Annotated in this window: 16 protein-coding genes and 1 pseudogene; 5 read left to right on the top strand and 12 right to left on the bottom strand. The window is 34.1% G+C overall.

Annotation, left to right across the window (positions count from 1 at the left end; genetic code table 11):
* Positions 1 to 13: 13 nt before the first annotated feature.
* Positions 14 to 130, bottom strand: a complete 117-nt coding sequence (locus JFT95_RS06785; protein WP_002031004.1) for a hypothetical protein — start codon at positions 128 to 130, stop codon at positions 14 to 16.
* Between the two features lie 131 nt (positions 131 to 261).
* On the opposite strand from JFT95_RS06785, the gene JFT95_RS06780 reads away from it, so the two are divergent.
* Positions 262 to 684 carry a YfmQ family protein gene (locus JFT95_RS06780; RefSeq protein WP_002011948.1) on the top strand — a complete coding sequence of 141 codons (423 nt, stop codon included), beginning with the start codon at positions 262 to 264 and terminating at the stop codon, positions 682 to 684.
* Positions 685 to 737: 53 nt separating this feature from the next.
* Here the strand turns inward: JFT95_RS06780 and JFT95_RS06775 are convergent, their stop codons facing one another.
* From JFT95_RS06775 to JFT95_RS06755, 5 genes are read right to left on the bottom strand one after another with little or no spacing between them, the layout of a single operon-like run.
* Positions 738 to 1,571 (bottom strand): hypothetical protein, encoded by an 834-nt coding sequence (locus JFT95_RS06775; protein WP_201051787.1) that lies wholly within the window; start codon positions 1,569 to 1,571, stop codon positions 738 to 740.
* Between the two features lie 20 nt (positions 1,572 to 1,591).
* Entirely contained in the window at positions 1,592 to 2,854 is a 1,263-nt protein-coding gene (locus JFT95_RS06770) for an MBL fold metallo-hydrolase (RefSeq protein WP_201051786.1), read from the bottom strand.
* Positions 2,851 to 4,521 carry an ABC transporter permease gene (locus tag JFT95_RS06765; protein ID WP_201051785.1) on the bottom strand — a complete coding sequence of 557 codons (1,671 nt, stop codon included), beginning with the start codon at positions 4,519 to 4,521 and terminating at the stop codon, positions 2,851 to 2,853. The genes JFT95_RS06770 and JFT95_RS06765 overlap by 4 nt, the downstream gene beginning before the upstream one ends.
* A gap of 12 nt (positions 4,522 to 4,533) precedes the next feature.
* A complete protein-coding gene (locus JFT95_RS06760; protein ID WP_002086426.1) occupies positions 4,534 to 5,559 on the bottom strand; it encodes an ABC transporter substrate-binding protein in 1,026 nt (341 codons plus the stop codon).
* The gene (locus tag JFT95_RS06755) at positions 5,537 to 6,529 is read right to left on the bottom strand and encodes an ABC transporter ATP-binding protein (protein ID WP_098636146.1); all 993 of its coding nucleotides are present in this window, start codon (positions 6,527 to 6,529) and stop codon (positions 5,537 to 5,539) included. Before JFT95_RS06755 ends, JFT95_RS06760 begins: the two co-directional genes overlap by 23 nt.
* Before the next feature lie 161 nt (positions 6,530 to 6,690).
* On the opposite strand from JFT95_RS06755, the gene JFT95_RS06750 reads away from it, so the two are divergent.
* Positions 6,691 to 7,584, top strand: coding sequence for a LysR family transcriptional regulator (locus JFT95_RS06750; protein WP_002086428.1), 894 nt, complete (start codon positions 6,691 to 6,693; stop codon positions 7,582 to 7,584).
* 40 nt (positions 7,585 to 7,624) lie between these two features.
* Here the strand turns inward: JFT95_RS06750 and JFT95_RS06745 are convergent, their stop codons facing one another.
* A complete protein-coding gene (locus JFT95_RS06745) occupies positions 7,625 to 8,149 on the bottom strand; it encodes an outer membrane protein assembly factor BamD (RefSeq protein WP_061688915.1) in 525 nt (174 codons plus the stop codon).
* Positions 8,150 to 8,258: 109 nt separating this feature from the next.
* On the bottom strand, positions 8,259 to 9,527 hold the full coding sequence (locus JFT95_RS06740) for an MFS transporter (protein WP_201051784.1): 1,269 nt from the start codon (positions 9,525 to 9,527) through the stop codon (positions 8,259 to 8,261).
* A 118-nt stretch (positions 9,528 to 9,645) separates the two neighbouring features.
* On the opposite strand from JFT95_RS06740, the gene JFT95_RS06735 reads away from it, so the two are divergent.
* The 3 genes from JFT95_RS06735 to JFT95_RS06725 all read left to right on the top strand — a co-directional run bounded on the left by JFT95_RS06735 (position 9,646) and on the right by JFT95_RS06725 (position 11,622).
* Complete coding sequence (locus JFT95_RS06735) at positions 9,646 to 10,860, top strand: helix-turn-helix domain-containing protein (protein WP_201051782.1); 1,215 nt, start codon at positions 9,646 to 9,648, stop codon at positions 10,858 to 10,860.
* Between the two features lie 66 nt (positions 10,861 to 10,926).
* A complete protein-coding gene (locus JFT95_RS06730) occupies positions 10,927 to 11,106 on the top strand; it encodes an H-type small acid-soluble spore protein (protein WP_001025736.1) in 180 nt (59 codons plus the stop codon).
* A 180-nt stretch (positions 11,107 to 11,286) separates the two neighbouring features.
* A complete protein-coding gene (locus JFT95_RS06725; RefSeq protein ID WP_088039135.1) occupies positions 11,287 to 11,622 on the top strand; it encodes an antibiotic biosynthesis monooxygenase family protein in 336 nt (111 codons plus the stop codon).
* Positions 11,623 to 11,979: 357 nt separating this feature from the next.
* Here the strand turns inward: JFT95_RS06725 and JFT95_RS06715 are convergent.
* The 4 genes and pseudogenes from JFT95_RS06715 to JFT95_RS06700 form a co-directional block, all read right to left on the bottom strand.
* Positions 11,980 to 12,149: pseudogene (locus JFT95_RS06715) on the bottom strand (DUF3951 domain-containing protein).
* A 62-nt stretch (positions 12,150 to 12,211) separates the two neighbouring features.
* Positions 12,212 to 12,523 (bottom strand): AzlD domain-containing protein, encoded by a 312-nt coding sequence (locus tag JFT95_RS06710; protein WP_002086437.1) that lies wholly within the window; start codon positions 12,521 to 12,523, stop codon positions 12,212 to 12,214.
* Positions 12,514 to 13,242 (bottom strand): AzlC family ABC transporter permease, encoded by a 729-nt coding sequence (locus tag JFT95_RS06705; protein WP_002126646.1) that lies wholly within the window; start codon positions 13,240 to 13,242, stop codon positions 12,514 to 12,516. Before JFT95_RS06705 ends, JFT95_RS06710 begins: the two co-directional genes overlap by 10 nt.
* A complete protein-coding gene (locus tag JFT95_RS06700) occupies positions 13,232 to 14,068 on the bottom strand; it encodes a TrmB family transcriptional regulator (protein WP_002141154.1) in 837 nt (278 codons plus the stop codon). Before JFT95_RS06700 ends, JFT95_RS06705 begins: the two co-directional genes overlap by 11 nt.
* Positions 14,069 to 14,185: the final 117 nt, after the last annotated feature.

Here is a 14,185-nt window from a genome sequence, read left to right as displayed (position 1 = left end):
AAACCTTTTTCTTTTAAAATACTTCGATTTCAACTTTTTGTAACAAAATTGATTTTTCTAATATTTCGTTCATAAAAATGGAATATTTTTCACAAATTATACAAAACTTCACCATATGTACTATTGCCACATGAGTTATATTGTTAAATAGGATAAAGTGAAATTTTAGTCAGTACGGGGTATCTGTCCCACACTGATTATTAGCCCGCACCAACCAGGATTTTACGGACCGTTACTGTGGGATAAAGGGGATGAAATACTATGACGACTTGGTTTATTGTAATGTTAGTTGTATTTGGAGCATTTAAAATTATTGTTTCTAGCCTTCCTAACTCTGCTATTGAATCCATTATTAGCAAGTACGAAACACATCCACAACTTGAAGAAGAGAATGTGACTGTTACAATCAATGGAAATAACTTAGAAGGCGAAAAGAAATCCAAAATTATTCATGATTTTAACGAAGGATTATTTTTAGATCGCTATTATGCACCACCACACAATGAAGGCACTCCTTTAATTATCAATGCAAAACGTGGCAAAAAAGATTTTACATTTTATATTTATAGTCATGAAGAGCATGTTGATGTAGTAAAACAACATAAAAAGAAGGTAGTTGCTTATAGTTTACGCTCTAAAAACCTTCAAAATAATGATATGTTCGTGTCAGCTGATTTAGCTTAATGCTCATATATTAGAAGAAGGAATCCATGGCACATAGATTCCTTCTTTCCTATTTACTGAAAAATAAGCTCTGTCTTCAAACTATCTTTCGGTAACAACCATCCTTTTTTCTCTATACTCGCCATTAATAATTCTCTTTGTTTTGTCGCGATACTTTCCTCATTTGTTTTAAACGACACTTCTATTACGAAGTCATCTTCTATTTTCCCGGTATTACTTAATGGCCAAATTTCAATATTCGTTTTTATATTTTCAAATTCACCTGTATACCGTTTCATTAATACAGGACCATAAATACGAGAATTCTTGAGCATTTCTTCTCCCCAATTCGTATACAACCATTTGTTCATTTTCCCTGGCAACTTTTCTATTAACATGTTTTGAGCAACTCGTTCGTTTGGTAAATCAAGTACTCCATATCCTTTAGCACTGTAACTTTTCTTATTTGAAATACTTAACGTTTTCTTCTCAAATCCCCAATCTATTTCCGCCTCATAATTATCAGTTTGACTATCAAATCCATCCTTCTTAGCTACTTCTAATGCATCTTGAATCATACCATTTTGAATCGGGTATCTCTTTTTATATGTTAGCTCAAAATCTTTACTAAATTCTTTCTTTCGAATCCTCGTAAACCAACCTTCATTACTTAAACTTTTATTCGCCGTATCTAAAAATTGCACTTGTATTCTTTCATAATTTGTACCAGCCTGGAAATGTTCTAGTACCTCTTGCTTCATCTCTTTGTTATAACCTAATACTTGTTCTGGCTTTAATAATAACTTCACTTCAAAACTAGGTTTCATTGGACTAGCAGCAAACCCTTCCTTAACATGATAAAGGAAACAACAAAAGAAAATACTTACGAATACAAATACCTTTTTCATATACCGATCTCCTTTACATTTTAAATTACTTCTATACGTTCCAGAGTAAGCGAATACACATTTTCATATCCTGCTATGCTAAGCTTTTGTTGTAATCGATCCGTATCCTCTTTCAAAGCATGTACTAACACCGTATGTTCTGGTAATAGTGTATTTAACATTTCCTTAACGTCACTTATACTTTGATGAACTTTATATGGAACTCGCTTCACCCTACATTCTTTACCTACACGTTCCTTCAAAACTTTTTCTGCAAAACTTCCTTTAGCAATATGTCCAGTAAAGATAATGGAAGTTCGTTCTTTATGCCGAAGTTGTTCATAATACAACTGTGCTCGTTTTGTTTGCATATTCGCATCACTCATTACAACTATTCCGTAACTATTTTGCATACAAATGTCCTTATCCATAACTATTATGTTTCTTTTTAAATCCTCCACAACCCGTTCAAGTTTTTCATTATTTTTTAACCAATCTTTATATACGAACATCTCTTCAAATCCAGCAAAAATTTCTTTATCTACTATAATTGGAAGTTCTTTATATCGTTCATATAAATACAATACTATATCTTGCGCCCTACCAAGTGAGGGCAGTGGTAGTAATACTGTTCCTTTATTTTGAGCAACTCGTTCAATTTCTGCACATAATTCGTCTACTCGTTCCTTTTGTGAAACATCATCAGTGTGATAAGCGGCATCTACAATTGCAATTTTTATATCGCTTCGCAAATTTTCAGGTAAATTAGCTCGTAGTATATTAGATTCTGCTGAATAATCACCAGAATAAAATACGTATGTATTACACATATCCACTAAAAACCAAACAGCTCCTAATACATGCCCACTATACCCCCATTGAAACCGCAGCGTTGGTGTAATCTGTATCCATTCATTTGGATTACTAATCTCATCAATACATACATAATTTAGATCTTTAATATTTTGATCGTTATAAGGTAAATTCCACCCTTTTGAAAGATTGTAGTTTCCCCATTTTTCAAAATAAGCTGGAAGTTGCTCCTTCGTATAACGAGTCGTCCAAATTTTTTTCTTATATCCATACTTCGTCAATAAAGGTAAACCCATCGTATGGTCTTCATGAATATGTGATAAAAATACTGCATCCAAAAATGGAACAACTTCTCTTTCTATTTTTGGATAACTATCCTCATATGATCGATTAATACCACAATCAAATACTATTTTTGTCTCTTTATTTTTTACAAAATAGCAGGAACGACCGTATTCTCCCGCTCCTCCCCATACTTCCATCCTCATCATGCTACCCCTTTTCGTTTTTGCTCCATATGTTGCAGAAGTAATAAGCACATTGTTGTAAGCCCAACAGAAACAACAGCCATTGCCATTCCTATAGATACTTCTCCTTGTTCAAATTGAGCAAAAATAAACGTTGCTGACGTTTCTACTGATGGAGGTAGTACGAGAAGCGATGCTACTAACTCTCTTATCGAAATCGTAAATGTCATCGCCCATCCAGCAAGAATTCCTGGAATAATAAGCGGCAATATTATTTTTCTAAAAATATAAATATAATTCCCAGAAAAAATACTTCCTGCCTGTACAAGAGAATCATCAATTTGTCCGAGCGATGCTTTTACATACTGCACCGTATAAGGTAAAAAGAGAACAACATACGTTACGATAACCATGACTGGTGTATTGTAAATTGACATAGGCATATAGGGTGAATTCCAAAATAAAATAAGCCCTACAACCATCACTATTCCTGGTACCATATTCGGTAACATGCCGCACATATCAAGCCATTTTTCAGAGGACTTTTTCCCCTTTTGAATCATAAGCGCCAAAAATACGCCAATAATTACAGCAACAATCGCCGTTACGAGTGAAAAAAGAAAACTGTTCCATAAAGCTTCTAATCCCGGAGAACCAATTGTAAATAATGCTTCATAATGGCTTGTTGTAAAGTTATTAAAATGTAAGCCACCGCCTCTTAACTTCGACAAAGAAGCAATAAGTATAGAAAAGTATGGGATTCCAATTGCTACTATTAGTAGGCCAATTACATAAACCCATGCTATAACGCGCGCAAATATAGACAAAGTATACCTTTTAGATTTCACACCTTTTCCACTAACCATTGCATATGTATACTTTCGATTCAATACATTTTGCATATACCAAATGAGCATACACGCACTAAGTAATAAAGAAGATAGTGCTGTGGCACTGCCAAAATCAATCGGCCAACTAGAGATAAATTTATGAATCTCAGATGTTAACACATGGAATCCTATTCTACGTCCGAATGTAGCTGGTGTTCCAAATTCAGCAATCGTCTTTACGAAAATGAGTAAAGCACCCATTACATAACTTGATAACAATAACGGTAGTATTATTTTTCTTAAACGATAGAAAAAACTTCCGCCATGAACTGCTGCCGCTTCTTCTTTACTACTCCCAATCTGAAGTAACGTGTTTTTCAACATGAAGTAAAGGAATGGGAATAAATGCAGACTCATAATTAAAACCATACCGCCTAAACTAAAAAACGATGATGAAATCGGCTTTAAAGCCGGAAAAAATTGTTCAAAATAACCGTTAGGTTGCATGAACAAAATCCATCCCATCGATCCGATATAGGGCGGGGTCATAAATGGGATCATAAAAACAATATCTAACTTACTATACTTTCCTACATCTGTTTTGCTCATAATGAACGCCAATGGAAACGCAAATATTGTAGCTCCTATTACAACGAGTACACCTAGAAGCATCGAATTCAGAAAAATTCCAGCTAATCCACCACTCTGCATGACTTCAAAAGGCTTTAAAAAATTCCAACTGCTATTTTCATATACACTAGAAAATAAAATGAGAAAAAGCGGAATGACGATTAACATCGCCACAAGTAACAACGCTACTGTCATTCCAACTTGTCTTACTGATACGAATCGATTTACCATGTAATCACCATCTTATTGAAATACTTTCTTAAATTGTTTTGCTATTTCATCTTGTTCTTTCTCAACTGTTTTCCAATCAATATTTAATACTGGAATCTCTTCTACATTCGGTCTATTTTCAGCTTTTATATCTTTTCTACCTGGCAACAAATACGCTTTAGAAACTTGTTTTTGCACATCATCTGATAATAAATAATCAATAAACTCTTTTGCACCTTCTACATTTTTACTATCCTTCATAATGCCTGCTGCACGTGGACTAATGACTGTTCCGCTTTTTGGATATACGATATCAACCGGTTCACCCTTTGCTTTTGCACTGTACGTCATATAGTCAACACCCGCAATTACCATATCTTTCGCACCTGTTACAACTGGGTCTAACGCTTCTTGGTTTGCCCCAGCTACTGTAACTTCATTTTTCTTAAGCTGTTCAAATAAATTCCATCCATCTTGTCCATTCTTTTTCACATATCCTGTTACAAAGTCTAAAGCTGAACCTGAAAGTGCTGGATCTGGAAGATTCACTTTCCCTTTCCATTCTCCTTTTGTTATATCGCTCCAATCTTCAGGTGCTGTCTTCACATTTTTTGTGTTATACACAATTCCTAATGCTGAAGCACTATATCCAAAATAATGTCCTTTATCATCCGACCATTCAGAACGAAGCTTATCAGCTTGTTTTGCTTCTTTATAAGCTAACGTTTGCCCATCTTTTTTTAATCCTTCCATCGCTGGTAAAGAAGCAAGTACGACAACGTCAACGACTGGATTTTTCTTTTCAGCCTCCATTCTTGCTAAAATCTTACCTGTTGTTCCTTGAAACATTTCTACTTTTATCCCTGTTTTCTTTTCAAAGTCCTTTTGAATTTTTTCTGCTAATCCTTTTGGTCCTGCACTATATACAACAATTTTCTTTTCATTAGCGTTTTTATTTTTTGCATCTACACTGCCTGTCTTTGAGCTACAACCTGTTACTACAGCAGAAAATAGTAAAGTACATACAAATAAAGACTTAAGCGAACTGAATTTCTTCATACGATTCTCCCCCTATATGATGAATACATTTTTTTGGTACATATAACGATACCGGTTTACCAACGCTTAGCTTACTATTGTAATAAGCTGTCCATACACCGAGTGTCCCCATGTTTACTTTCACTTCATAACGTTCTCCTACATATGTAACGTGCTGAACTTCACCTGTATACATTTCGCATAAGTCATTTTTTGTCCAGCTCACATGCTCTGGACGAATCATTTTTTTCCCCTCTACAAGCCAATTTGCCTTACCAACAAATTTTGCAACAAATTCATGAGACGGTTTCACATAAATGTCTTCTGGTGTTCCTTTTTGTAATACTTCACCCTGCTTCATGACAATAATTTGGTCTGACATTGACATAGCTTCTGTTTGATCATGTGTTACATACAATGCCGTTAAACCAATTGAATGAACGATGTCCATAAGTTCTAATCGCATTTCTTCTCGCAAAATTGCATCGAGTGCACTTAACGGTTCATCGAACAAAATAAAATGAGGTTTCGTTACAATTGCTCTAGCAAATGCGACACGTTGCTGCTGTCCACCTGAGAGTTCATGCGGATATCTTTTCTCCATACCTTGCAAACGAACTCGCTTTATCGCATCTTCTACCTTTTCTCTTAAGTGATTCGTTTGCTTTGTAGCCCTTAAACCAAATGCAACATTTTCAAATACAGTCATATGCGGCCATAAAGCAAAATCTTGAAATACCATGCCGATATTCCGCTCATGAGGAGATGTTTTTATCTTTTTAGCAGAAGAATACATGCACTTATCTCCAAAATATATTTCACCTTTATCCGGTTCCTCAAGCCCTGCAATCATTCTAAGTAAAGTCGTTTTCCCGCATCCTGAAGGTCCTAAAAGTGTGGTGAATTCCCCTTTTTTCATTACAATCTGTAACGGCTTTAACGCCTGTGTTTTCCCAAATGCCTTTTCTAATCCATGAATTTTAATATCCATCGTTTCACCTCTCTCCCCTCATTCTTAACCTGCTTTCATTCTATCTGGAAGTTTTATACTGAATGTTAATGTACTGTAAAGATTAAATTAAAAAATCTCTAATAAACTATTTATTTCTATAGATTTTTTCTATAGTTAGAAGAAAAAGGGGCCAACTTATCATGAATCTCTTAAAATTAGAAATTGTAGTGCTTATTAAGAAATACAAAAAGCTTACTATCGTTGCAGAAAAACTTGGTGTTAAACAACCTACTATTACGTTTCATATAAAAAGCTTAGAAGAGGAACTTGGTGTACCTTTATTTGAATTACGTTCTGGAAGGTATTTCTTAACAGAAGCTGGTGAGGCGTTGCATCATTATGCTTGTAAAATAGATGCACTTATGAAAGAAGCTAGGCGGGTCACACAAGAGTTTAAAGATTTTAATAAAGGCGCTATAACAATTGGTGCTAGTTATGTACCAGCGACTTATCTTTTACCAGAAGTTGTTCACCAATTTCAATGCGAATTTCCAAATATAAAAATAACACTCATAGTAAAAACAGCTCCTGAAATTCGAACGATGCTACAAAATCATGAAATTGATCTCGGGGTAATTTCTGCGGCACCGTTTGACGAACCACTTCTAAAACAAATGAATGTAATGCCTGATACACTTGTTCTTGCCTTTTCCAAAGAACATCATCTTTCTAAAAGAACAAATGTATCATTACAAGATATCGAAAAAGAACGTATATTATTGCATCGTAATCCATCTACAACGAGAGATTTACTTACACAATGGACGTTAGAACATAACATTACATTCCAATCAGAAATTGAACTAGATTCATTAGAAACGATGAAACAAATTTTAAAATATGGTAATGGGGTTGCCTTTATTTCAAAACTTGCTATTGAGCAAGAAGTACAACGAAATGAGCTATGCTATATACCGATCCCTGATTTTGAATTTCAGCGTAATATTTATACCATTCATCATGAGGACAGATGGAATTCTAAAATAATTTCTTTTTTACTACATAGCATTACTTCTTTTGCAGAAAAAAATTAAAAGGCTGTCGTTATACACGACAGCCTTTTAAACTATAACTCTATTTGTTTTTCTTATCCTCAATTTTCGCTTGTGCCTCTTCAGCCTTATCTAATGCTTCTGAAACTTTTTTCTCTTTTTCTTTTACATCATCTATACTATCAACAGCTTTAATTAATTTATCGATTCCTTCTTCATTTACCTTTTTTCGTTTCGCTACTCTTTCATTTACTTTCTCTTCCACATCTTTTGCTTTTTGAAGCATATTCTCTGCATTTGATGTCACAGCTTTTTCAAGTGCATCATCTTTTTTCTTTTGTAACACTTCATTTGCAATATCTTTCGTTTCTAAATACTTACCGTCTTTTAATGCTGTCGCACCACGATCTAGTAACTGAGCGACTTCTTTATATGCCTTTGCTTCATTCCCTGATTTCTCTTTTTCCGCTTTTTCAAACCACATAATCGCATCACTATATTTTTCATTTTTCAATGATTGCATACCTGTTTCAATATACGTGTCATAATTACTACATCCAGCCATTACGACTAACAGAAAAAGCATTACAAAACTTAATTTTCTCATGATGTTTTCTCCTTTTCTTTGCCTGCTTACTTTACTGTAACATACATGAAAAATAGTTTCAAAAACTAAAATACTAATATGGTCATTTTTATATTGTTAAAATTTTCTTTTAAACCGATACATCCACTTGTTTTTTCGCCATATGCTGCTTTACTCCAACTAATACAACTAACAATAATCCTCCACCTAATGTCATCATAACAATGCTAGTTGGCAACATATCTAATAATAATCCATATACAATCATTCCAAGCGGTGCGATTGCAGTAGAAATTGTTTCAAGTAGACCGAATACACGTCCTAAATAGTTTGGATCTGTCGTCTTTTGCATATGTACTTGCATCGGGATATTTACAACCATCATTGATATACCAGTTAAAATCATAAAAGTGATATAGTAAATAAAACTTGCTACTTTCGGAATGATCACTAACAACGGAAAGACTGTGCATAAACTCAAGCCCGCAAATAAAAACAGTCCAATATAAACAGAGCGAAACGGATTATTCACTTCTTTACGTACTGATAAAACAATTGCACCAATTAGCATCCCGACTGCTAACATTCCCTCTACAACACCGAGTTGCTTCGAGGATAAATGCAAATTTTTAATAATAATATATGGAAGCGAAACGAAAAGTGCACTCGCAAAAAAGTTTACCCCTACTGCAATTTTCATTAAACCATATATTTCATGCTGTCGTTTCACATATGAAAAACCTTCTTTTATACTCGTCAAGAAATGCTCTTTACTTTCGGCCAATTCTTTTTTATATAAATCAAATACGATGAATAATTGTACAATAACTGCTAAAAAGAATGTAATACTATTTAACAGGAAAAATATTTTGATTGAAAAGAAACCAAATACAACTCCTCCAATAATCGGCGCTAAAATATTCGATAAAGATGATGCCGTCTGATTTAAAGCACTCGCTTTTTGAATACGCTCCTCATCTACTAAATTAGGAATAGACGAAGTTAATGAAACAGAATAAAAACTTGCACAAATTGATAATAATGCCGCTGATACATAAATAAACAGAAGTGATGGTCCAAATATAGTAGCAAGAATAAACATGATAAGCATTGTTAAGCTACTTAATAAATCAGTGCCAATTACAAGCCATCTTCGGTTCACACGGTCAGCTACAGCACCTGCAATTGGGCCACAGATCATTCTTGGTATTGATCCGCAAATAAGAGTAGTTGCAAACCCCATTCCTGAACCAGTTGTCTTTAATACGTATAATCCCATTGCAAACGTATAAATACCCGCCCCTAACAAGGACGTCATTTTTCCAATCATCATTAAAATAATATTTCTCGTTGCAATCTTCATTTTCCAATCATTTGGAACTATACTTACATCCCCCATTATGACACTCTCCCCTTAAAAGTTAAACTGTGTTAAACTTATTATATAATCATCTTTCCAATTTTTACAACAAAAAGTTTAATTATATTTAACTTTTCGGTTATAAAGGAGCAATTATATGGCTACTCTCGGTGAAAAAATTAAAACGTTACGAAAAGAAAAAAAACTTACTCAAACTGGGCTAGCAGGTTCAGAACTGACAAAAAGTATGCTAAGTCAAATTGAAAACGGAAAAGCTACACCTTCCATGAAAACATTACAATACATCGCTAATAAACTTGGATGTGAAATGAGTTTTTTACTAGAAGAAGATGATGGAGAAATTGTAGAACTCATTCAAAAAATGGAGGAACTAATAAAGACAAATAAATGCGATGAAGTATATGATACTTTACTACCTATCGTTCAAAAAGAGCTACCTTCTACTTTAAATACGGCTCGTATATATAAACAGTTCATAACTGGGGCAGCTATTATGAACGATTATAATATTGAATATTACGTCGAAACCGCTATTTCTATATTTGAAAAATATACTTTATATCGAGAAAGCACTGAAACGAAACTACTGTTTTACTATATGCTCTTCAAACGTAAAAAATATAAAGAATGTTTACAGATGATTACCATTATTCGTGATGAATATAAAACGAAGAATTTAGAAATGGATCTTATTACACATATACAGTTATACTTAAAAGAAGCAATTATTTTACTCGCATATGGCAATTATGAAAAATGTGAAAGAGTCATCTTAGATGCACTTGCCTTTTCCAAAAAACATCAAGTGTATTATAAAACAGATGATTTTTATCGTATTTTATCTTATCAAAAAATCATTACGGCGGATAAAGAAAGATATTTATATTACATAAAAAAATCTGAGCAATTTGCTATTTTTACAGAAGATACTTTATCCGCTGCAAATATAGATATATTAAAAGCTTATTACTACAATACAATTACGAATGAATATACAATCGCATTAAAACATTTAGAACAATTTCGAGAAAAACTAAAAGATGAACCAATTTTTCAAGACGATGGATTGTATTATCTTGAAAAAGGAAAATATTTGTATGGTTTAAAACGTTACGAGGAAGCTTTAGAAGTATTAGAGCATGCTATCATACCGGATTATATGAGTCATCCACTTGATCAATCGTGGTTATTAACAGCTGGATCTTATCGTGCTCTTTGCTATATAGAACTTCAAGATAAAAAATCTGCTCTGAAAGAAGCAAAAGAAGCAGTTCAAGCGATAGATAGCTATCCAGATTCCATCTTTTCTTCTTTTATTAAAGAAACATTACAAATAATACAAAAACTTTAAAAATGTCTCGAAATGGTATATTATTCCTCTTTTTTTGCAAAGATAATAATGATGGGAGGAATATAAATGAATATACAACGCGCAAAAGAGCTTTCCGAGTCATCTGAAGAAGCCAATGTCAGTTTCCAAGGCATGCCTGTTATGATTCAACACGTTGACGAAAGCAACGAAACCGCCCGCATATATGAAGTAACAAATCCAAAACGCGAATTAACAGTTCCAGTTAATAGCTTAGAGGAAATATAAAAAATGCCACTTCTTTTTTTGAAGTGGCATTTTTCTTACTTTAGATTACTTAATATAAATCCCTTCTATCCTCTGTTTTACAACACCTAAAAAAAATAAGAATCTTCTACTTCTTTTTTTAACCTGCTAAAATACAAACTATGAATTAATTATTCGCACTATACATTAAGAGGGAAAATAATGAAATATGATTTAGAAAAAAACAAGCCCTATTATGCAGTTATATTCACTTCAAATCTATCAAATGATACAACAGATTATAGTACCGTTTCCGAAAAAATGGAGGAGCTTGCGAAACAGCAACCTGGATTTTTAGGTGTCGAAAGCGCACGTGATAATTCGGGACTCGGCATTACAATTTCTTATTGGGAGTCACTTGAAGCAATTGAAAATTGGAAAAAGAACGTCTTACATAAAGAAGCGAAAAAAAGAGGCCGTGAGCAATGGTATGAAAACTTCCACCTGCGCATCTGCCTTGTTGAGAAGGAATATAAGTTTCATAGAGGCACATTGTAAATATGAAGAAAAAGTTAGTCGATTTATATTCCTACCCATTTGGTTTTTCCTTTGCGTTTTAGGTTTAATCGTTTTCACACGCGAATGGAAAAACAATCGTATTTTTTCCATATCTATCGGTTTTCTTTCTTTTATCCCGCATTAACGGGCAGTAAGACTCCCACCTCAAAATTCGGCTGAAGCAAAGAAGTTAAGTGAGAGATTAACTGCCCGTAAACGCCCGATTGGTGAAGGCTAATAATCAGTGGGGGATAAACAACCCCCACTGATTAAAGTTTCACTTTATTAGTTTTCTATTTGGATTATTGTTGTTAGTTCTTTCAGGAATGTAAAAATAAAAGGAAGAAAAGCCCAACATCAACTTTTCTTCCTTCTATTTTTACCTTTAGATTTCACTGTTACTGATTCACAAGGTGTGTAATAAATTTGAGGTGTCGCCTTATCAACAAACATCATAAACGTAATAAAACCGATAATAAAAAAATAAACAACGTTAACAATATTGCTCCTATCGTTAAAAGTATCATAACACCACCCCTATATATTTCATGTTATTACACCTTTCGCTATTATATGAGCTGAATCCTTTTTAGAAAAATAAACGTAACAAAATAATTACAATGACTCCTGTTAATACTGTTCCTAATAAACTACGAGTATATATCGCTACGAAGAATGTTGGGATTGCCGCAATGATATAATCCCACTGCACTGTCTCATGCATAAATAATACTTGTGCTAAAAGTGCTGCTAATATCGCAATTGGTATGTAATTTAACCATTTTAAACCCCAGTCTGGAATTTGTAGTTTACTAAATACGAGAAGAGGTAAAATACGTGGTACGAGTGTGACAGCTCCGGCTGCTAGTAAAAGGAATAATACGTCCAATCTTACTTCCATTTTTCAATCACCACCCCGATTGTCGCAGCTAAAAGTGTTGCGATAATAACTGCTATACTATCTGGCATAAATAAGTGTGAAACGTATGCGATAATAATCGCTACAATTGCAACACTTAGATGAATGGCTAGTTTCGGTTTACTACTTATTAGCTGAAGTACAAATAATCCGATAAACATCGCTGGTAACGCATAATCCATTCCGTACGTATGAGGATCTGGTATCCACTCTCCAAAAAGCCCTCCGAGAACTGTAGCTAAAATCCAATTTAAATATGCTGTTACATTAAGTCCCATCATCCATTTCTCGCCTAAATGGCCTTTTTGTGCTGCTTGTTGCACTGCAACGCCGAAAGTTTCATCTGTAATTTGCGAACCAATTATTAAATTTTTAAAAAGAGGTATCTTGGTAAAGTAAGGTGCGAGTGCAGCACTCATTAATAAGTGACGTAAATTAACAAAGAACACAGTAAAAATAATTGCCGAGGCTGGGGCACCCGCTGCATACATACCTGCTAATATAAACTGAGCAGAACCTGCGTAAATTAATGTGGACATAAAAGCAATTTCTATGATCGAGAAACCTGCTGTTTTCGCAATAACACCAGCCGCTATACCGATGCTCAAATATCCAAATACAGTTGGTAAACAATCCTTTACACCTTGCTGAAATGAATCATCGCTCTGCAGTGTCATATGTGCTTGAGCTTTATTCACCATTATCTCCCTCCATTTCTTCTATAGTACGTTTTCCTGTTACGACATGAACTAAATCTATGTTTTCACGCCATAATGTATCTAATTTATCAGCTCCAAACTCCTTCGTAATCTCTTCCACCATAATGTCGTGCCGAACATATTCTGTAGCGACGAGAACTAAAGCTGGATCGTACGTTGTAACGGCCCATGAAGTGCTATCATTTGAAAAGTTAGCAATTAATACTTCTTCCCCATCACGCGCGATAACAGTTAAATGACCACCCATTCTCTTTTCAACGACGTGAGGTGTCATATAATTATGGTGAAATGTCGCTCCTATTTTTGTTTCTGGAGCACCAAATAAAATTGAAAAAATATGTACGCCTTCCGCTTCCTTTTGATGAATGAATGGCTCAATCTCTTGCACTTGATCTTCCCATACAGAAATCCATAACTCTTCTTTTGCTCTATTAATTATATTGCATATTTCTTTCAAAACACGATCATTTGAGCGAATATGCGAAATTACATCAATTTGTCGCTCTTGTTCTAAACAATTTAATTTTCGGTTTAGAAATTCAAAGGACTTTTCAAAATCTTTTCGCATTCGATCCATTAATTCCGTAGCTGGCACTGGTACATATTTCACTGGTTCAGAAGGAACGATATGCACCGCTCCTTTATCCATCAACTTGCCAAGTACTTCATAAATCATCGAACGAGGTACGCCTGTTTGTTTACTAACTTCATAACCTGTTACTGGATAATGTTTTAATAGTCCAATATACGCTTTACATTCGTACTGGGAAAAACCTAACTTTTGTAACTCCTTTATTATTTCATCCATCGGTAACCCCTCACAATTTATATAGCTCTAATTTCAAAACTACGATTTCACTTTCCATTAGTAGTTATTGCTATACCTACTAATATAAAAAAGAAGCCTCTACAAGTCAACTGATAA

It is taken from the genome of Bacillus sp. TH17 (genome assembly GCF_016651125.1).
In the GTDB taxonomy this organism is placed as follows: Bacteria; Bacillota; Bacilli; order Bacillales; family Bacillaceae_G; genus Bacillus_A; species Bacillus_A mycoides.
The sequence above is the reverse complement of the archived record's forward strand: the minus strand, read 5'-3'. Positions and strand labels throughout refer to the sequence as shown.